The sequence below is a fragment of the Microbacterium phycohabitans genome (genome assembly GCF_032464935.1).
GTDB classification, from domain to species: domain Bacteria; phylum Actinomycetota; class Actinomycetes; order Actinomycetales; family Microbacteriaceae; genus Microbacterium; species Microbacterium phycohabitans.
This window is the reverse complement of sequence record NZ_JAWDIT010000002.1, coordinates 783,332-801,738: the sequence shown is the minus strand read 5'-3', so window position 1 is coordinate 801,738 and position 18,407 is coordinate 783,332. Positions and strand designations below refer to the sequence as shown.

The window sequence follows — 18,407 nt, the reverse complement described above, 5'->3', positions numbered from 1 at the left end:
GCGACGACGCCACGAAAGGACGACATGCGACTGGCGACGACCCTCCGGCGGTTCGAACTCGACACCCGCCCCATCCACCCCGAGACCCGCCGGGCCCTCGACCGGCGATGGGCGGAGCTGCCCGAGCACGCCAAGACGCCCAGCCAGCTCCTGGGGCGCAGCGCGGTGGGGTGCGAGGGCACGCACGGGGTCTTCCCGAAGTGCAATCTCACGTGCTCGCCCTGCTACCACTCGGCGGATGCCAACAAGGTGCGCATCGACGGGGAGCACACCGTCGACAACGTCACCCGCCAGATGGACTACCTGCGCGAGGTGCGCGGACCCCGCGCGCACGCGCAGCTCATCGGCGGCGAGGTCAGCCTTCTCAGCGCGGACGATCACGCGCGATCCCTGCTCGCGATGCGCGCCGTCGGCCGCGAGCCGATGTCGATGACGCACGGCGACTTCGACTACGACTACCTGCTCGACGTCGTCCTCGACGAGGAGGGCAAGCCGCGTTTCGACAAGGTGTCGTTCGCGGCGCACTTCGACTCCCTGATGCGCGGCCGCCGGGGCGCGGTCCGCCCGCGCGGCGAAGCCGAGCTGAACCCCTTCCGCGAGAAGTTCGCGCGCATGTTCGTCGACCTCAAGCGCGACCACGGCGTCAGCAGCTACCTCGCCCACAACATGACGGTCACCCCGTCGAACGTCGGCGAAGTCGAGCAGGTCACGCGCGACGTGCTCGAGATGCCCTTCGACATGATGTCGTTCCAGCCCGCCGCCTTCATCGGCGACGACCGCCGCTGGCGCGAGGACTTCGGAGAGGTCACGATCGACGCGGTCTGGGAGCGCATCGAGGCCGGCGCGGGGCAGAAGCTGCCGTGGCAGGCCACGCAGTTCGGCGATCCGCGCTGCAACCGTTCGACCGTGGGCGTGCGCGTCGGCAAGACCTTCGCACCGGTTCTCGACCCCGAGGACCCCAAGGACATCGCGGCGCGCGACCGGTTCCTCGCACACTTCGGAGGCATGATCTTCGGCGGTATCCCGCGTCATGTCCTGGCGGTCAAGGTCGTGCGCGCCCTCGCCTCGCACCCCGGCGACATCCCTCCGCTGATCGGCCTGATGTCGCGCGTGCTGCACCGCGCGGGCGGTCTGCGAAAGGTCGTGTCGGCCGCGCGCCGCGGCAAGGTGTCGTTCAAGACGTTCGTGATCCACAACTTCATGGATGCCGAGCAGGTCGCGCCCGCGTGGAAGCTCATGGAAGAGGGCGTCGTCGCCGACGACCCGCTGCTGCGCGAGACGCAGGAGCGCCTGGGCGCGTGCATGTACGCCATGGCGCACCCCGAGGACGGGCGTCTCGTGCCCGCGTGCGTGCAGCACTCGGTGCTCGACCCGAAGGAGAACGAGGAGCTTCGCCGCATCCTTCCGCTGCCGACGGTGCGCCCGGGTGCGACGGTGACGGCTCGCCCGTCGGGGCTGACCGCGGTGCGCGAGACGGGGTCTCGCACGGCGTGAGGCGCGTGCGGATGCCGTGACCCGCCGCCGGAGCGACTGCGCCGCGGCGTTCGGCGCGGCCTCCGGAACGTTCCGTGGCGCGACGGGCCGCCTCAGCCCGCGACGACGTGCGCGAGCTCGACCGGGACCGACACCGCGATCTCGTCGCCCGGCCGCAGGGGCGAGACCGACGGCACCTCCGCGTGCAGCGTCAGCGCTCCGGCGCGCACGGTGACCTCGCTGCGCGCACCCACCGGCCGCCGCGCCTCGACCGTTCCGACGAGGCCGAGGGAAGCGGCATCCCCCGCCTCGCCCACGCGCACGTCCTCCTGGCGGAACACGAGCGTCGCGCGACCGTCGGCGACGCCGACCGCGGCGACCTCGCCGAGCGCGCTGCGATGCATGCCGCCGCGCACCTCCCCGGGGACGGCGTTGCGCGTGCCCATGAGCTCGGCCGCGCGCAGACTCTCCGGGCGGCGGTAGGCGTCGACGACCGTGCCCTCGTGCAGCAGGCGGCCGTGCTCGACCAGCGCGATGCGGTCGGCCACCCGCGCCGCTTCGTCTCGGTCGTGCGTAACCAGCAGGATCGTCGGAGCCACGTCGGCGCGCACCGCCTCGAGCAGATCGTGCATGTCGGCGCGCAGGGCCGGATCCAAAGCGCTGAAGGGCTCGTCGAGCAGCAGCACGGCGGGCTCGGCGGCCAGGGCCCGGGCGATCGCGACGCGCTGCTCCTGCCCGCCCGACAGCTCCCCGACCCGACGCCGGCCGTATCCGGCGAGACGCACGGTGTCGAGATAACGCTCGGCGCGTTCGCGGGCGCGAGCACGCGGCATCCCGGACACCCGATCCGAGAAGGCGACGTTGTCGAGCACCGACAGGTGCGGGAACAGCAGGGACCGTTGGAACACCATGCCGACCCCGCGCCGCTCGGCGACGACGTCGGCGACATCGCGCCCCGCGATCGAGACCGTGCCGCGGTCGGGGTTCTCGAGCCCCGCGATCACGCGGAGCAGTGTCGACTTGCCGGAGCCGCTCGGTCCGAGCACCGCCGTACAGGTGCCCGCGGCGACCGTCAGCGACAGGTCGTCGAGGGCGGGGGCCGTCGACGAGGCGAACGTCTTCGTCAGTCCCGTCAGGACCAGGTCGGCGCTCACGCGACCACCTCTTTCCGGGTTCGGGGGCGGCGGCGACCGCAGGCGAGGACGCCGATCAGCAGCAGGACGGGGGGCACGACCGCCGACAGCGACATCAGAGCCACGGCGGCGTCGTTGCCGAGACCCGCGGCCGCCGAGGCGACGACGATCGGCAGGGTGACGACCTCGCCCCCGCCCACGATGAGGGTGACGATGTAGTCGCTCCACGCCACGAGGAACGCCAGGAACGCGGCGCGCGCGAGAGCCGGCGCGATCAGGGGCAGCTGCACGCGCCGCAGCACCTGCAGGCGGCCCGCGCCGAGCAGCCGCGCCTCCTCCTCGTACGAACGGTCGTAGGCGCCGTAGGCGGTGCGCATGACGAACGCCGTGTACGGCAGCGCCATGACGGTCAGCACCATCGCCACCCCGACGGCCGAGGGCACGTGCGCGCGCAGAAGCACGATGTTGACGCCGAGCACGGCGGCGAAGGGGGGAAGGGCGATGGGTGCGAACAGCAGCACCGAGACGAACCGCGCCCCGGGCACCGCTCCGAAGGTGAGCGCTCGAGCGGCGAGGGCGCCCAGCAGGGTCGCGGCGACCGCGACGACGACACCGAGTACGAGGGAGCGGCCCAGCGCCGGCACCGCGCCGAAGGCGATCGCCTGGTCGAGGGAACGGATGCCGAACTCCGTGGGGAGCGCGGACGGGAAGCTCCAGCGATCGGCGAACGACCACAGCACGAGCGGCAGCAGCGGGAGCGCGAACCACACCGCGAGGACCACGGCGAACGTGCGGCGCACGATCCGGCCGGCGCCGCGGGGGCGGGTGAGGGGACTGTCGACGGCGGTCACCGCCACGCCGCCGTCCGTCGGAGGGCGGCGAAGGTGAGGGCCACCGCGGCGAGCGCAAGCACGCTCGTGACGAGGGCGACCGCCGCCGCTTCGGGCCGCGAGTCGAGCGACACGCCCTGGAACAGGCGCACGGCCAGGACCGGGAGCGGCTCGGGCGAGGTGCGACCGAGAAGCCACAGCACCTCGTACGACCCGAGGGCGTAGACAAAGCTGATCGCCGCGCCGATGAGGATCGTCGGCGCCGTCAGCGGCAGCAGCACATGGCGGAACCGCTGCGCGCGGCCGGCCCCGAGCAGGGCCGCGGTCTCGTCGTAGGTCTGGATGCGGGTCGCGAGCGTGCCCGTGACGATCAGCGCGATGAATGCCGACTCTTTCCACGCCAGCTCGACGATCGCGGCCCCCCAGAGCGGACCGCCGACCCACGGCGCCCACGACTCCGGGGGGATGCCGAGGAGTCGGGGCAGCACACCGGCGTCCGACAGCAGCAGGCCCACGGTGGCCGCGGCGATCAGGTGCGGGACGGTGACGGTGAGCGTGCCGAGAGCCGCCACCGCGCGGCTGCTGCGCGTGCGGGAGACGATCACGACGGCGGCGAGGGTGCCGATGACCACCGCCAGGACGGTGCTGACCGCGGCGACGCTCACCGAGACGCCGACCGCGGCGAGCAGCTCGCCGGGACGCGCCGTGAAGGCCGCCACCCCGGGCGTGGGTTGTCCCACCACCGGCAGCAGACCGAACGCCTGCAGCGCCGTCGCGCCGATGCCGCCGCCCAGCACCACGAGGGCGAGAACGACGGCGGGCAGCACCAGCACTGCCCCGCGCAGCCTCTCGCGGGGCGAGCCACGGCGCCGCGCGACGGGCGCCCAGGTCACCGCGAGAGCACGTTCTGCCGCCAGCCGTCGTCGAGGGCGGGGACCCATTCGGCGGCGAGCTCGCCGTGCGCGTTGCGCGAGAGCTCGTCGTACGCGGGCACGACCGGCGAGGCCGGCAGAGCATCGAAGAGGGCGCGGTCCTCGGCCGACAAGGCGTTCAGGTCGAGCACGGGGAACTGACCCCACACGTCGGGCTCGGCCTTCTTCGCCTGCTGCTCGGCCGAGAGGGCGACATTGGCGACGACCATCGCGCCCGCCGCGGCGTCGGAGTTCACCGGCAGTCCGAGGAAGCTGGCGTTGCCGACCGTGCCGTCCTCGAGCGTCAGCACCTTGGTCTGGGCGGGGTAGGTCCCGTCGGCCACGAGGCCCGTGAGCGTCGCCGGGCCGTAGGTCATGGTCATGTCGACCTGCCGGTCGGCGAAGAGCTGGCCGAGCTCGGTCTCGTTCGCGGGGTAGGTGTCGCCGCCGCGCCACAGGTTCGGCGCGAGGGCGTCGAGGCGGTCCCACAGCGCCGGTGCGAGGTCGTCGTAGGCGTCCTGCGAGTAGGCGGTGGGTACCTCGTCGGCCCCGCCCGACACGCTCGCGAGGGCCTCGCGCACGAAGACCGATCCGGTGAAGTCCGGCGGCGCCGGGTAGGTGAAGCGGCCGGGGTGGGCATCGGCCCAGTCGAGGACCCCCGCGAGGGTGGTCGGCGGGTCGGCGATCGCCTCGGCGTTGTAGGCGAGCGTGAACTGCGCCTTGTGCCACGGCGCCTCGCACCCGTCGACGGGCGTGCCGAAGTCGGACTGCAGCAGCGGGTCGTCAGCGGACGTGTTCGCCATCGACGGCAGCATGCCGGTCCACCCGCAGCGCCAGGCTCCCGCCTCCTTACCGGTGCGGAAGTTGTCGCCGTTGACCCAGACGAGGTCGACGCTGCCGTCTTCGCGACCCGCCTGCAGCTCGGTGAACACCCGGTTCAGCGCATCGCGGGTGTCGGTGACGGGGACGCGCTCCAGGGTCACGCCGTATTCGGCGACCGCGGGGGCGAGCACGTCGTCGACGTAGGCGTTGCCCTGGTCGTCGCCGCCGTACATCCACAGCTGCACGGTCTGGCCCTGGGCGGCCGAGAGCACGGCATCCCAGTCGGCGAATTCCGCCGTCTCGGGGGCCGCGGGCGCGGCGCATCCGGCGAGGGCGAACAGGGCGGATGCCGTCGTCACGGTCATCGCGGCGAGACGACGTCGGCGTCGAAGGGGGGTCATGGGGCTCCTCGGTCGGGACCGGCGACCGCTGGTCGCGCGCGGACTTAGGGTATGGGGAAGCGGAGGAGAATCGATGGAGCCGAACGGAACCGACGCGCCTGCGCGCCGTGCGATGCGTCGCCCCCTCCTCCGGTTGGCGCTTCTCGGTGTCTTCGTCGCCGTCGTCGCAACGGTTGGGTTCGTGTTCGTCCCGCACGACGTCGAACAGATCAGGACGTGGTCGAGCCAGGCCGGATGGACCGGTGCGGCGCTCTTCACGCTGCTGTATGCGGCGCTCACGCTGAGCCCGGCGCCGAAGAACGTCCTGGGTATCGCCGCGGGCATCGTCTGGGGCTTCCCCGTCGCATTCGCGATGGTCTACGTCGGTGCACTGATCGGCGCCGCGGCCTCCTTCGTCATCGGTCGTGCCCTGGGGCGCGAGGCGGTCGAACGTTTCACGGGGGCACGGGTGGCCCGCCTGGATGCCGCGATCGGCCGACGCGGACTCCTCGCCGTCCTGAGTGCGCGCCTGATCCCCGTCATCCCGTTCACGCTCATCAACTACGGCGCGGGGCTGACCTCGGTGCGTCGACGCGACTACGCGATCGGAACCGCGGTGGGCATCCTCCCCGGGTCGGCCGCGTACGTCGCGCTCGGCGCGTTCGGCTGGGAGCTGGGGCCCGGCTTCTGGATCGCCCTGGCCGCGATCGGCGTGCTGGTGATCGGCGGTCTCGTCGCGGGGGCCGTCGTGCGCCGCCGTCGCGAGGCGGGGGCGCCCGGTGCTTGACCGCGCGATGCGTGCGGTGCTCTCCGGTCCCCTGGAGACCGCGGCCGCCGCCCTCGACCGCCCCGGGATCACGCCCGATCGACTCACCGTCGCCGGCCTCGCGCTCGCCCTCGCCTCGGCCGGGGCGGCGGCGGCGCAGTGGTGGGGCGCGGCGGTCGTGCTGTGGCTGCTGTCACGGGTGGCCGACGGTCTCGACGGCACGCTCGCCCGGCGGCGACGGGCGCGCGGCGACGGCGGTGAGAGCGAGGCGGGCGGTTTCCTCGACATCGCGGCCGATTTCATCGCGTACGGCGCGGGCGTCTTCGGCGTCGCGTGGGGGGCGACGGCGGCGTTCGGCATCCCGTGGTGGCCGTTCCTGCTCGTGCTGGTGGCCTACTACGTCAACGGCACGGCGTTCCTGGCGTTCTCCTCGATCGCCGAGCGGACGGGGCGTCGGATCGACGACGGCCGGTCGTTGTCGTTCCTCGGGCGCATCGCCGAGGGCACCGAGACGATCGTGGTGCACGCGCTGTGGCTGATCCTGCCGTTCTGGGCGGGGTGGATCGCGCTCGTGTGGGGGCTGTTCGTCGGGGTCAGTGCCGTGCAGCGCGTCGTCGTGGGGTATCGCCTGCTGCGGTGAAGGGCGCCGGTTCGGCGCCCCTCGGCTGCGCATCGGCCTCGCCGCGTCAGCCCCGCCGGATCAGCCCCGCCGGATCAGCGCCGCCGCCTCGGCCCGCCGGATCCGCCCCGCCGCGTCAGCCTCGCCGCCGCCGCACGCGCCGCAGCAGCCGGATCGCCGAAGCGACGATCCCCGCGCGCAACGCCCCCTGCGCGTCGCGGACGGCGGCGTTCCACCCGGCGTCGGAGTAGGTGGGATAGGCGTGCAGCACGCCGGCGAGATCGCGCACCGTGAGCCCTCTCGAGACCGCGGTCGACAACTCACCGAGCGACTCCCCCGCGCGCGGGCCCACGATCGTGGCGCCCACCACGCGCCCCTTCCGATCGACCGCCAGGCGCGTGAACCCGTCCGTGCGCCCCTCCGCGATCGCGCGATCGAGGTCGTGGTGCGCGGTCTCGACGACGCGCAGGCCCCGCGTCGCGGCATCCGCCGTCGACACCCCCACCGCCGCCACCTCGGGCGAGGTGAACGTCACCCGCGGAACGTCATCGAGACGCACGCGACGCGACAGACCGAGCACGGCGTTGGTCGCGGCGACGCTGCCGAACATCCCCGCGGTGTGAGTGAACCTCGGGAGGGGGGTGACGTCGCCCGCGGCGCGGACGCGCGGATTGCTCGTCGCGAGCGTGCGATCGACCGCGATCGCGCCCGATGCGTCGAGGTCGACGCCCGCGGCGTCCAGCCCCAGTCCCGTCGTGTCGACGCGGCGGCCGAGAGCGGCCAGGACCCGATCGGCGACCGCCGTCGTGCCGTCGTCGAGCCGCGCAGTGGTGCGCCCGTGCTCGCGCTCCGCCCCGGAGAGCGTCGTCCCGAGGCGCACCTCGACGCCGTCGGCGCGCAGGGCCGACAGCACCAGGGCGCTCGCGGCGGGATCCTCCTTCGGCAGCAGACGATCGCCGCGGTGCACGAGGGTCACGCGACTGCCGAGGCGAGCGAAGGCCTGCGCCATCTCGCATCCGATCGCTCCTCCCCCGAGCACGAGCAGCGTTTCCGGCAGCTCCTCGAGGTCCCACAGCGTCTCGTTCGTGAGCACGTCGACCCCCTCGGGCACGACCGGTGCGCTGCCGGTCGCGACGAGCGCGTCACGGAAACGGATGCCGACCCCCTCGACGACCAGCGAGCGGGGGCCGTCGAAGCGGGCGCGACCGCGCAGGGTGTACACGCCCGTCTCGGCGAGGGTCTCGGGCGAGTCGACGGGTGCGATCGCGGCGATCGCGCCCTTCACGTGCGCCATCACGGCGGCGAAATCCACGCGGACGTCACCGGCGTGGATGCCGAGCCGCCCGGCATCCCGTGCGTCCTGCGCCGCGTCGGCCGCGGCGATGAGCGCTTTCGAGGGAACGCACCCGGTGAACAGGCATTCGCCGCCGAACCCGTCCGCCTCGATGAGCAGCACACGCGCCCCGAGCACGGCCGCCGTGCGCGCCCCGACGAGCCCGGCGCTGCCGGCTCCGATCACGACGAGGTCCCAGTCCCCCCGACCCGCTTCGACGGCGGTGAGCGGACGGGCGCGACGACGCGAGACGGAGGCCATTCCCGAAGCCTAGGGTGGTCGGAACAGGAGGTGGCGCGATGACCACACCGTTGCGCCGCTACGGCTTCGGTGCACGCTGGTACGACGTGCTCTCGGGCGAGCGCTGGGTCTACCGGGCGGGCCGGGAGGCCGGCATCCGTCTTCTCGATCCGCGTCCCGGCGACACCGTGGTCGACCTCGGCTGCGGCACCGGGTTGAACTTCGCCGGTCTCGTCGCGGCCGTGGGCCCCACCGGACGCGTGATCGGCGTGGACCGCAGCCCCGACATGCTCGCCGTCGCCCGCCGCCGCATCGCCGCGTCGGGATGGTCCGAGACGGTGACCCTGGTGTCGGCGGACGCCGGGACCCTCGACCCCTCCGTCCTGCTCGACGCGAACGGAGGGCGCGGGGTGGATGCCGTGTTCTCGACCTATGCGCTGAGCGTCATCCCCGCACGCGACGAGGCCTGGCGACGCGTGTGCGCCGCGGTGCGTCCGGGTGGACGCGCCGGCATCGTCGACATGCAGCGCCCGCGGGGCCGGTGGCGGGTCCTCGAGCCCCTCGCCCTGCTGGCGTGCGCGACGGGCGGCGCCGACATCGACGCTCACCCGTGGCGTCTGCTCGAACGCGACGCCGCCGATCCGCGTCGCATCGCCCGCGCGGAGCGCAAGGGCGGGCACCTGGTCGCGGTCGCGGCGGAGCTCTCCCCCGCCGTCACGCGCTGACGCCGCGCCGCGCCGACCCGTCGAGTGTCCAAGACACGCCGCCTCTCGAGGGTGCGGCACGGCGTTTCCTGGACACTCGACGGCCTCCACCGCGCCGGTCTACCCGCGCGGGGACGGCGCGGCGAACGAAGCGCGCGACCTCCCACCACGCCTCGATCGACTGTCGAGTGTCCGAGACACGCCGGCTCTCGGGGGTGCGGCACGGCGTTTCCTGGACACTCGACGACTTTCGCGCGGGCTCAGCGCACGCGGCGCGCGATCTCGGCGAGCGCCTCGGCGAACGACTCCTCGGCTCCCTCGCGACCGCCCGACAGGTTCACGCCCACGACGCCGGGAAGCGCGAGCATCTCCTGCGCCATCTCCACCGCGAGGGCGATCCCCTCGGCGCGCGGGTCGCGGGCCGAGCGCACCCGCGCGAGGAAGCCCGCGGGCAGCACGAGCGTCGTGAACGACTCCAACAGGTCGGCCGAGGCGTGGTCGACCACGACCGGGATGCAGGGGATGAAGCGGATGCCGTCGCCCGCCTCGTCGATGAAATGGCGCACCGGCGCCGCCCCTCCGGCGTGGTTGACGAAGCACACGTCGGCACCGGCGCGCTGCTTCTCCCGCAGGCGGGCCGCGCGCCGGTCCACCGGCGGGGCAGCGGGCGACGCGGCGACCGACACCACGTGTCCGGCTGCGCGAGCCAGGGCCGTCGCCTCCGTCGAGTCGAGGTCGAACACGGGCGCCGCGTCGGGTCGGTGACCGGTGCGCGTGTGGTCGCCGGTCACGCAGTGCACCCCGGCGACGCCTTCGACCGCGAGGGCCGCGAGCTCGCCCTCGATCGCCACCCGGTTGCGGTCGCGCATGTTCAGTCCGGTCCACACGCGCAGGCCCCGCCGCTGCAGCAGGTGCGCCCGATAGGCGGGAGGGAACTGCACCCGCGCACTCCCCGCGTCGCCGGCCAGGACGGCATCCACCTCTCCGCTCAGGATCGCGGCGCACCCGTCGATGGATGCCACGCTCAGCGCCCGCGCCGGGAGGTCGGCCACGATCCACGGGCGCGTGCCGAGGGCCGCGAGGGTCGCGGTGGCGGCGGCGGTGCGCGGTCCGGGCCCCACCGCCGTGGTGCGATCGAGCCCCGACCACGGCACGGTCGGGCGGTGGACGAACGCGCAGCGGTGCGCGGCGTCGACCTCGCAGGAGCCGTCGAAGCCCACCCCGCCGCAGGGGCCGTATTCCATGCGCTTGGGGCAGGAGTCGATGAGGGGCAGCACGCTCATGCGGGGAGTGTACGAACGCCGTGTTTCGACGAATGTTCATGGCGGCAACATCGCGGAAACGCGCGCTGCCTACGCTCGTCGATACCCGCAGCATCCCCGGAGGTCGCCATGATCACGGCCGGCACCACGTTCGGTTCCGACGTCGACGACGTCGACACGCTCGTCGACGACCCGCTCGCGCTGCTCGTGCGGTGGTTGCCGCCGCACGACAGCGAGCTGCGACCCCTCGCCGCCCTGGCCACGATGGGCCGCGACGGCCTGCCCTCGCTGCGGCACGTGCTGGTCAGCGACCGCGACCTCACGGGGCTGTACTTCCACACCGACGCCGCGAGCGCGAAGGTCGCGCAGATCGCCGCGAATCCCGTCGCGGCGATGTCGGTCGCCTGGCCCGAGGTGGGGCGCCAGCTCGTCGTGCGCGGGATCGTCGAGCGGGTCAGCACCGCCGACGCCGCCGAGGTGTACCGCCAGCGTTCGCGCTACCTGCAGCTGCTCGCGTGGCTGAACACCGACGAGAACGCCCACCTGCACGTGCTCGAACGCCGTCACCTGTGGGCGGAGTTCGACGCCGCGCATCCCGAGCTCGAGCCGCCCGAGCGCTGGGTGGGCTTCCGCGTCCGCCCCGTGACGCTCACCTTCTGGCGGGGCGACGCCCTCGGCCAGAGCACGCGCCAGCACTACACGCTCACCGACGGGCGTTGGATCGGCCGGATCAAGGCGGGCTGAGCATGGACATCACCAGCGTCACCTCGTACCGCGTCGCCCGTTCGCGCGCCGACCTCGCCCTGCGCGACGGCGAGGTCGTGATCGCCGGCGGCACGTGGCTCATGAGCGAGCCGCAGCCGGGCACGACGGGTTTCGTCGACCTCACGGGCCTCGACTGGCCCGACCTCGAGGTGAGCGAGGAGGGCCTGCGGATCGGCGCGACCTGCACGATCGCGCGTCTGCTGGCGTGGGTCGAGCACGAGGCCCCGCCGGCGTGGACCTCCCTCGCGCTCGCGCGCCCCGCCGCCGACGCCCTGCTGGCGTCGTTCAAGATCTGGAACACCGCGACCGTCGGTGGCAACGTGTGCCAGGCGTTCGCTGCCGGGGCGATGATCGCCCTCCTGTCGACCCTGGATGCCACGGCCCTGGTGTGGACGCCCGACGGCGGCGAGCGCCGCATCGCGGTGGCCGACCTCGTCATCGACAACGCCGCGACCTCGCTCGCGCCCGGGGAGATCGTGCGCGCCCTCGACGTCCCGCTGCGCGCCCTCACCGCGCAGGTCGGACTGCGCAAGATCGCCCTGGCCGAACTCGGTCGCTCGGGTGCGGTGGTCACCGCCCGCGTCGATCCGGACGGATCGAGCGTGTTCGTCGTGACGGCGGCGGTGCGTCGCCCGCGCGTGCTGCGCTTCGCGCGCGTGCCCGGTGCGGGCGAGCTGCGGGATGCCGTGGCAGGCGCGACCGATTTCTACACCGACCCGCTCGGCAGCGCCGACTGGCGCCGCGGGGTGAGCGTCGTGCTCGCGGAGCGGCTGCGGGCGGATTTCGCGCGCGCGTCGCAGCGGGGTGCGGCATGACGGCGGCATCGCTCGTCGGACGGCGACCCGCGGCGCGGGGGCGCCGGAACAGCACCGCCGGGGAGGCCGTCGCATGAAGTTCCACGTCAACGGCTCCCCCCTCGAGGCGGAGCCGCGGCCGGGCCAGAGCGCCCGCACGCTGCTGCGCGAGACGGGCCATGTCGAGGTGAAGAAGGGCTGCGACGCGGGCGACTGCGGCGCGTGCTCGGTGCTGCTCGACGGGATGCCGACGCACTCGTGCATCATCCCGGCCATGCGGCTGGAGGGACGCGCGATCACCACCGCCGCGGGCCTCGCCCCCGGCGACGAGCTGCACCCCGTGCAGGAGGCGCTCGCGACGGGCTTCGGGTTCCAGTGCGGCTTCTGCTCCCCCGGCATGAGCGTCACGGCATCCACCCTCACCGCCGATGATCTCGACGACCTCGACCGCCGCATGAAGGGCAACCTGTGCCGGTGCACCGGATACCGCCCGATCCGCGAGGCCATCCGAGCCTCGGTGCTCGGCCCCGTGCGCGAGACGGGGGCCACCGCCCCCGCCCCGGCTGATGGCTGCGGCGGTACCTGCCCCGGTCACGGCGACGCCCCGGCATCCCCCGCTGCGACGACCGGACGCGTCGGCAGCTCGACGGTGCCCGAGGCGGCGCGGCGCATCGTGCAGGGCCGCGAGCCGTTCACGTTCGACGAGCCGGTGCCCGGCGGACCCCCGCTCGTGCTGCGCGTCGTGACGTCTCCGCACGCGCACGCGCGCGTCGTGGCCATCGACACCGCGGCCGCCCTCGCCGTCCCCGGAGTGGTCACCGTGTTCACCCACGCCGACGTTCCCGACGTGCGCTACTCGACCGGCCGACACGAGCACCGCACCGATGACCCCGACGACACCCGCATGCTCGACGACGTCGTGCGGCACGTGGGCCAGCGTGTGGTGGCGGTCGTGGCCGAGACGGCGGAGGCGGCGGATGCCGGCTGCCGCGCGGTGCACATCGACTACGAGGTGCTGCCCGCGGTGTTCGACCCCGAGGAGGCCCGCCGACCGGGGGCACCGCTGCTGCACCCCGACCGCACGCCCCAGGAGCGGGTGATGGCGGCCGAACGCAACGTGGTCGCCGGTTTCCACACCGGTCACGGCGGTGACATCGACGCGGCCCTGGCCGCGAGCCACGCGACGGTGACCGGCGAATGGCGTTCCTCGCGCGTGACCCACGCCGCTCTCGAGACGCACGGCGCGGTCGGCTGGCTCGACGACGACGGACGGCTCGTCATCCGCTCGTCGACGCAGGTGCCGTTCCTCGCCCGCAACGAGCTCGCGCACGTGTTCGGCCTCGAGCGTGACCGCGTGCGCGTCTACGCGACACGGGTCGGCGGCGGATTCGGCGGCAAGCAGGAGCTGTTCACCGAAGACCTCACGGCTCTGGCCGTGCTGAAGCTCGGGCGTCCGGTGGCCTACGAGTTCTCGCGCACCGACCAGTTCGTGCGGGCGTCGCTGCGGCATCCGATGCGCGTGCGCGCGACCCTGGGGGCGGATGCCGACGGCACCCTCACGGCGATGAAGCTCGACGTGCTGAGCGACACCGGCGCCTACGGCAATCACGCGATCGGCGTGCTGTTCCACTCGTGCGCCGAGTCGACGACGCTGTACCGCGTGCCGACGAAGTGGATCGACGCGGAAGCGGTCTACACGAACAATCCGCCGTCGGGGGCGTTCCGCGGGTACGGGCTCGGGCAGGTGGTGTTCGCCGTCGAGTCGGCGATGGACGCCCTCGCCCAGGAACTCGGCCTCGACCCCTTCGACCTCCGCCGGATCAACGCCGTCCGCGAGGGCGATCCGCTGCACCCCGACGACGACGAGAAGTACGAGGAAGACCTGATCTGGGGCAGCTACGGGCTCGACCAGTGCCTCGACCTCGCCCAGGAGGCGCTGCGCCGCGGCAACGACGTCGAGGCTCCCGAGGGGTGGCTCGTCGGCGAGGGGATGGCGGCGGCCATGATCGCCACGATGGCGCCGCGCGGGCACATCGCGCACACCACCGCGACCCTGCGCGCCGACGGCACCTACCTGCTGCGCGTGGGCACCGCCGAGTTCGGCAACGGCACCTCGACCGTGCACCGGCAGATCGCCGCCACCGTGCTCGACGCGCCGCTCGAGCGCCTCGAGCTGTGGGCCGCCGACACCGACGCCGTCCGTCATGACACGGGCGCCTTCGCCTCGGCCGGAACGGTGGTCGCGGGCAAGGCCCTGTTCGCTGCGTGCACGGCGCTGCGGCGACGCATGGTCGCGATCGCGACCGAGCTCGCGAGCGGGGAGCAGGTGCTCGTCGGGGCGGGGGCTCCGTCGGGACTCGAGGCGGCGGGCGGCGGGGCAGGGGCCTCGCGGGGACTCGAGGCGGCAGGCCGCGGGGCAGGGGCCTCGCGGGGACTCGAGGCGGCAGGCCGCGGGGCAGGAGCCTCGCGGGGACTCGAGGCGGCAGGCCGCGGGCAGACCGAGGCGGGTTTCCGGGGAGACGTCCCGCCCACCGGCGCGCTCGCGGGGGCGTCGGGAGGGACCGGCGCCTCGCCGAAGCACGGTGCGGAGGAGGATGCCGCGCACGTCGAGTTCACGGCATCCGGGATCCGGGTGGGCGACGCGGTCGTCACGTGGGAGCGGATCGTCGCGGCCGGAGCCGGCGAAGACGACGAGGGGCTCACGGCGGATGGCGCGGAATTCGGCGATCTGCGCTCGCTCGCATTCAACGTGCACGCGGCGCGCGTCGCGGTCGATCCCGAGACGGGGACCGTCAAGGTGCTGCAGTCGGTGCAGTCGGCGGATGCCGGCGTCGTCATCAACCCCGCGCAGTGCCGCGGACAGATCGAGGGCGGAGCCGCGCAGGCTCTGGGCGGAGCGCTGTACGAGGAGGTGCTGCTCGAGGACGGCGTGGTGCAGAACCCGGTGTTCCGCACGTATCGCGTCCCGCAGTTCGCCGACGTGCCCGACACCGAGGTGTATTTCACCGAGACCGACGACAGCCTCGGCCCCTTCGGGGCGAAGTCGATGAGCGAGTCGCCGTACAACCCCGTGGGAGCAGCGATCGGCAACGCCGTGTCACGCGCGGTCGGCCGCCGCGGGTACGAGTTGCCGTTCTCGCGCGACCGGGTGTGGAGGCTCACGGGCGGAAGCTGACCGCGCTCGCGCGTCACGTGGGGGCGGGGGCTTCGCGTGCGGCGTGGGGCGGGGCTGTGCGCGTGCGTCGTGGGGCAGAACTGTGCGCGCGCGGCGTGGGGCAGAACTGTGCGCGCGCGGCGGGGGGCGGGGCTGTGCGTGGAGGGGGTCGAGGCCTCGTCCCGAAAATGGCGGTGCATGTCCCACTTATGGCGAGTGCGCGCGCGCTCAACTGACCATAAGTGGGACATGGGGCGCCGGACGGGGCGGGAACGGCAGGCGAGGCCGGGGACATGGGGCGGCGGACGGGGCGGGCGCACCCTTGTCCCACTTATGGCTGGTGCATGTCCCACACATGGCCGGTGCGGCCAGGCTCAACCGACCAGAAGTGGGACATGCCCGGCGTGGCGGGCGGGGCACAGGAGGTGGGCGGAGCGCAGGCGGCAAGCGAGGCGCAGGCGGCAGGCGGGGCGGGCGCACCCTCGTCCCACTTACGGCTGGTGCATGTCCCACATATGGCCGGTGCACGCGGACTGAACCGACCATAAGTGGGACATGCCCGGCGCGGCAGGCGGAGCGCAGGCTGCGGGCGGAGCGCAGGCGGCGAGCGGAGCGCAGACGACAGGCGCAAGCGTCAGCGGGGGGCCGCACCCTCGTCCCACCCATGGCTGGTGCATGTCCCACATATGGCCGGTGCGGCCAGGCTCAACCGTCCACAAGTGGGACATGCCCGGCGCGCCAGGCTCAGCCCTCCAGGGGCACAGCCGTTCCGGAGACCCGGATGCCACCGGATGCCGGAACCTCGACCTCGAGCACGCTCGGCCGCCCGATGTGGCGACCCTGCCGCACGGTGAAGGCGAACGGCGCGGGTACACCGATACGTTCGCGCAGGTAGGCGCCGAGCGAACCGGCAGCGGAGCCGGTGGCGGGGTCTTCGGTGATGTCGCCGACCGGGAAGAGGTTGCGGGCCTCCGCGACGAGGCCGTCGGCGAGGTCGCCCGCGACGTGCACGGTGATGACGGTTCCCTTCCATCCGCGCTCGTCCATGAGCGTCCGCAGCCGTGCGGGGTCGAACGTGAAGGCGTCAAACACCTCGCGCGACGCGATCGCGACCACCGGGTGCAGGTTGCCGGCGAAGGTCTGGGCGAACGGCATCCGCTCGTCGAGATCGGCGCGGCGAAGGCCCAGGATGCCGAGGAGTCGGTCGGCGACGTCGGGTTCGAGGTCGATCGTGTATGGCTCGACGCTGGTGAACCCGGCACGGATGCGCCCCTCGGCGTCGCGGTCGGTCGAGACCTCGACGACGCCGGCCGCGGTGTCGAACGTGAAGGGGCCGGTGCCCTCCGCCTCGGCGAGCGCGACCGCCGTGGCGATGGTGGCGTGCCCGCAGAAGGGGACCTCGGCCCCGGGCGAGAAGTAGCGCACCGCCGCGCGACGGCCGTCGCGGCGACCCACGAAGGCCGTCTCGGGGTGGCCCAGGTCGGCCGCGATGCGCTGCATCCGCGCCTCGTCGAGGGCCGTGGCATCCAGGACCACTCCGGCCGGATTGCCGCCGCCGGGTTCGGCGGCGAAGGCGAGCAGCTGCAGGATGCCGGGAGTCTCGGTCATGGCACCATCCTCGCCGAACCTCGATGGGAGAGGTGCGGGCCACTTCGCCGCGAGTGGCCCCTCACTCGCACCCCGGCAGCCGTGGCCGCATTGCCCGCTGCGTCCGACCGGCGTGCACGACCGCGGGCCCCGACCCCGACACGCCGGGCAGCCCCGCCGCGAGGACGGGTGTCGGCGTTCCCGCCCGCCACCGTGCACGCGGCACCGGAGCGCCCGCACTCCCGCACTATCGGCGCGTCCGCCCGCTCAGCGCACCTCCGCGCCCAGGTGCAGCACAGCCTCGGCGAGAGCGCGAAGCCCCGCCGCCACGTCGGCGCCGGTCACCGCCTCGTCGGGGTGGTGGCTGATGCCGTCGGGGTTGCGGAGGAAGAGCATGCCGACGCCGGTGATCGCGCCGATCGACATCGCGTCGTGTCCGGCGCGGCTGAACAGCGTGGGCGCTTCGCCCCCGATGCCCGCGCGCACGACGTCCTGCAGCAGCGGCGCGCAGAACACCGCGGGGGCGCTGTGCACCTCGCGGGCGTGCCAGCGCAGGCCGCGGCGCCCCATGATCGCATCGAGCTCGTTCGAGATCTCGTCCCAGGTGTGGTCGCGCGTGTCGTCGAACTCGCCGCGCAGGTCGAGCGAGAAGTGCGCCTCCCCCGGCACGACGTTCACGGCGCCCGGGAAGGCCTCGAGCTGGCCGACCGTGCCGATGATGTGGTGCTCGCCGCGGCAGATGCGTTCGACGGCGAGGGCGGCCTCGCTCGCGCCGAGCAGCGCGTCGCGCCGCATGTCGTAGGGCGTGCCGCCGGCGTGCCGGGCCTCCCCCTCGACGACGAGCTGGAAGCGCCGGGCCGACGCGATCGACGACACCGCGGCGAGCGCCTGCCCGCTGCGGTGCAGCTCGGGCCCCTGCTCGATGTGCGCCTCGAGGTAGGCGACGAGTTCGTCGGGTCGGCGGGCTGCCTCGCCGATACGACCGGGATCGAGGCCGAACTCGCGGAAGGCCTCTCGCAGCGTGGTGCCGTCGGCGTCGGCGAGGTCCCACCAGGCGGCATCCCACTGCCCGGCCACCGCCGACGACCCCAGCAGGGCCTTGCCGAACCGCGTGCCCTCCTCGTCGCTGAACGCGATGACCTCGAGCGCGAACGGGAAGGGACTGGATGCCGCCCCCTCGGCGTCGACGTCGCGCAACAGCCGGACGACCTCGAGCGCCATCAGCACCCCGACGATGCCGTCGAAGCGTCCAGCGTCGGGAACCGTGTCGAGGTGCGAGCCGAGGAGCAGCGCGGGCGCGTCGAGGGCGCCGGTCGGGGCGAGCCGCCCGACCTGGTTGCCGGCGGCATCCTGCCGGGTCGTCATGCCGAGCTCGCGCATCCACTCGGCGGCGAGGCGGTTGACCCGGGCGTGCTCGGGCGAGAGGTAGACGCGCGTGATGCTCCCGGGGGTCGCCGTGACGCGGGCGAGCTCCTCGCAGCGGCCCATCACGCGGCGGGCCGCGGCCGCGAGGCGCTCCGGAGCGACCTGCAGGCGCGTCGCGAGGGTCATGCGGGGCCTCGCCGCTCGGCGGGACCGCAGGTGCCGACGGGCGCGGCGGAAACGGCGGCGAGCACCGGACCGGCGGCTGCCCC

Annotated in this window: 15 protein-coding genes; 7 read left to right on the top strand and 8 right to left on the bottom strand. The window is 73.7% G+C overall.

Annotated features, from left to right (window positions below):
* Positions 1–24: 24 nt before the first annotated feature.
* Positions 25–1,494: a hypothetical protein gene (locus tag RWH44_RS08120; RefSeq protein ID WP_316004179.1), complete on the top strand. Its 1,470-nt coding sequence runs from the start codon at positions 25–27 to the stop codon at positions 1,492–1,494.
* A 92-nt stretch (positions 1,495–1,586) separates the two neighbouring features.
* Here RWH44_RS08120 and RWH44_RS08115 read toward each other — a convergent pair whose 3' ends face one another.
* From RWH44_RS08115 to RWH44_RS08100, 4 genes are read right to left on the bottom strand one after another with little or no spacing between them, the layout of a single operon-like run.
* The gene (locus RWH44_RS08115) at positions 1,587–2,627 is read right to left on the bottom strand and encodes an ABC transporter ATP-binding protein (RefSeq protein WP_316004178.1); all 1,041 of its coding nucleotides are present in this window, start codon (positions 2,625–2,627) and stop codon (positions 1,587–1,589) included.
* A complete protein-coding gene (locus RWH44_RS08110) occupies positions 2,624–3,463 on the bottom strand; it encodes an ABC transporter permease (RefSeq protein WP_316004177.1) in 840 nt (279 codons plus the stop codon). The genes RWH44_RS08115 and RWH44_RS08110 overlap by 4 nt, the downstream gene beginning before the upstream one ends.
* Positions 3,454–4,329, bottom strand: a complete 876-nt coding sequence (locus tag RWH44_RS08105) for an ABC transporter permease (protein WP_316004176.1) — start codon at positions 4,327–4,329, stop codon at positions 3,454–3,456. The genes RWH44_RS08110 and RWH44_RS08105 overlap by 10 nt, the downstream gene beginning before the upstream one ends.
* Complete coding sequence (locus RWH44_RS08100) at positions 4,326–5,570, bottom strand: ABC transporter substrate-binding protein (protein WP_298870429.1); 1,245 nt, start codon at positions 5,568–5,570, stop codon at positions 4,326–4,328. The genes RWH44_RS08105 and RWH44_RS08100 overlap by 4 nt, the downstream gene beginning before the upstream one ends.
* Positions 5,571–5,643: 73 nt before the next feature.
* Here RWH44_RS08100 and RWH44_RS08095 point away from each other — a divergent pair, with 73 nt between their 5' ends.
* Entirely contained in the window at positions 5,644–6,336 is a 693-nt protein-coding gene (locus tag RWH44_RS08095; protein WP_316004175.1) for a TVP38/TMEM64 family protein, read from the top strand.
* 7 nt (positions 6,337–6,343) lie between these two features.
* Positions 6,344–6,955: a CDP-alcohol phosphatidyltransferase family protein gene (locus RWH44_RS08090; protein ID WP_316004281.1), complete on the top strand. Its 612-nt coding sequence runs from the start codon at positions 6,344–6,346 to the stop codon at positions 6,953–6,955.
* Between the two features lie 115 nt (positions 6,956–7,070).
* Here the strand turns inward: RWH44_RS08090 and RWH44_RS08085 are convergent, their stop codons facing one another.
* The gene (locus RWH44_RS08085) at positions 7,071–8,528 is read right to left on the bottom strand and encodes a dihydrolipoyl dehydrogenase family protein (protein WP_316004174.1); all 1,458 of its coding nucleotides are present in this window, start codon (positions 8,526–8,528) and stop codon (positions 7,071–7,073) included.
* A 38-nt stretch (positions 8,529–8,566) separates the two neighbouring features.
* Between RWH44_RS08085 and RWH44_RS08080 the strand changes: the two genes are divergently transcribed.
* Positions 8,567–9,232, top strand: coding sequence for a class I SAM-dependent methyltransferase (locus RWH44_RS08080; protein ID WP_298870424.1), 666 nt, complete (start codon positions 8,567–8,569; stop codon positions 9,230–9,232).
* A gap of 239 nt (positions 9,233–9,471) precedes the next feature.
* Here the strand turns inward: RWH44_RS08080 and RWH44_RS08075 are convergent, their stop codons facing one another.
* Complete coding sequence (locus RWH44_RS08075) at positions 9,472–10,494, bottom strand: methylenetetrahydrofolate reductase C-terminal domain-containing protein (protein ID WP_316004173.1); 1,023 nt, start codon at positions 10,492–10,494, stop codon at positions 9,472–9,474.
* A 108-nt stretch (positions 10,495–10,602) separates the two neighbouring features.
* On the opposite strand from RWH44_RS08075, the gene RWH44_RS08070 reads away from it, so the two are divergent.
* The 3 genes from RWH44_RS08070 (at position 10,603) to RWH44_RS08060 (ending at position 15,207) form a co-directional block, all read left to right on the top strand.
* A complete protein-coding gene (locus RWH44_RS08070) occupies positions 10,603–11,217 on the top strand; it encodes a pyridoxine/pyridoxamine 5'-phosphate oxidase (RefSeq protein WP_316004172.1) in 615 nt (204 codons plus the stop codon).
* Positions 11,218–11,219: 2 nt separating this feature from the next.
* Positions 11,220–12,053 carry an FAD binding domain-containing protein gene (locus RWH44_RS08065; RefSeq protein ID WP_316004171.1) on the top strand — a complete coding sequence of 278 codons (834 nt, stop codon included), beginning with the start codon at positions 11,220–11,222 and terminating at the stop codon, positions 12,051–12,053.
* Between the two features lie 73 nt (positions 12,054–12,126).
* On the top strand, positions 12,127–15,207 hold the full coding sequence (locus tag RWH44_RS08060; RefSeq protein WP_316004170.1) for a molybdopterin-dependent oxidoreductase: 3,081 nt from the start codon (positions 12,127–12,129) through the stop codon (positions 15,205–15,207).
* A 723-nt stretch (positions 15,208–15,930) separates the two neighbouring features.
* Here the strand turns inward: RWH44_RS08060 and RWH44_RS08055 are convergent.
* Complete coding sequence (locus tag RWH44_RS08055; RefSeq protein ID WP_316004169.1) at positions 15,931–16,794, bottom strand: PhzF family phenazine biosynthesis protein; 864 nt, start codon at positions 16,792–16,794, stop codon at positions 15,931–15,933.
* Positions 16,795–17,040: 246 nt separating this feature from the next.
* The gene (locus tag RWH44_RS08050) at positions 17,041–18,324 is read right to left on the bottom strand and encodes an allantoate amidohydrolase (RefSeq protein WP_316004168.1); all 1,284 of its coding nucleotides are present in this window, start codon (positions 18,322–18,324) and stop codon (positions 17,041–17,043) included.
* Positions 18,325–18,407: the final 83 nt, after the last annotated feature.

Coding starts and splice junctions, on each gene's coding strand:
- RWH44_RS08120 (WP_316004179.1), top strand. CDS start 25: ATGCGACTGGCGACGACCCTCCGGCGGTTCGAACTCGACACCCGCCCC.
- RWH44_RS08100 (WP_298870429.1), bottom strand. CDS start 5,570: ATGACCCCCCTTCGACGCCGACGTCGTCTCGCCGCGATGACCGTGACG.
- RWH44_RS08095 (WP_316004175.1), top strand. CDS start 5,644: ATGGAGCCGAACGGAACCGACGCGCCTGCGCGCCGTGCGATGCGTCGC.
- RWH44_RS08090 (WP_316004281.1), top strand. CDS start 6,344: ATGCGTGCGGTGCTCTCCGGTCCCCTGGAGACCGCGGCCGCCGCCCTC.
- RWH44_RS08085 (WP_316004174.1), bottom strand. CDS start 8,528: ATGGCCTCCGTCTCGCGTCGTCGCGCCCGTCCGCTCACCGCCGTCGAA.
- RWH44_RS08080 (WP_298870424.1), top strand. CDS start 8,567: ATGACCACACCGTTGCGCCGCTACGGCTTCGGTGCACGCTGGTACGAC.
- RWH44_RS08075 (WP_316004173.1), bottom strand. CDS start 10,494: ATGAGCGTGCTGCCCCTCATCGACTCCTGCCCCAAGCGCATGGAATAC.
- RWH44_RS08070 (WP_316004172.1), top strand. CDS start 10,603: ATGATCACGGCCGGCACCACGTTCGGTTCCGACGTCGACGACGTCGAC.
- RWH44_RS08065 (WP_316004171.1), top strand. CDS start 11,220: ATGGACATCACCAGCGTCACCTCGTACCGCGTCGCCCGTTCGCGCGCC.
- RWH44_RS08060 (WP_316004170.1), top strand. CDS start 12,127: ATGAAGTTCCACGTCAACGGCTCCCCCCTCGAGGCGGAGCCGCGGCCG.
- RWH44_RS08055 (WP_316004169.1), bottom strand. CDS start 16,794: ATGACCGAGACTCCCGGCATCCTGCAGCTGCTCGCCTTCGCCGCCGAA.
- RWH44_RS08050 (WP_316004168.1), bottom strand. CDS start 18,324: ATGACCCTCGCGACGCGCCTGCAGGTCGCTCCGGAGCGCCTCGCGGCC.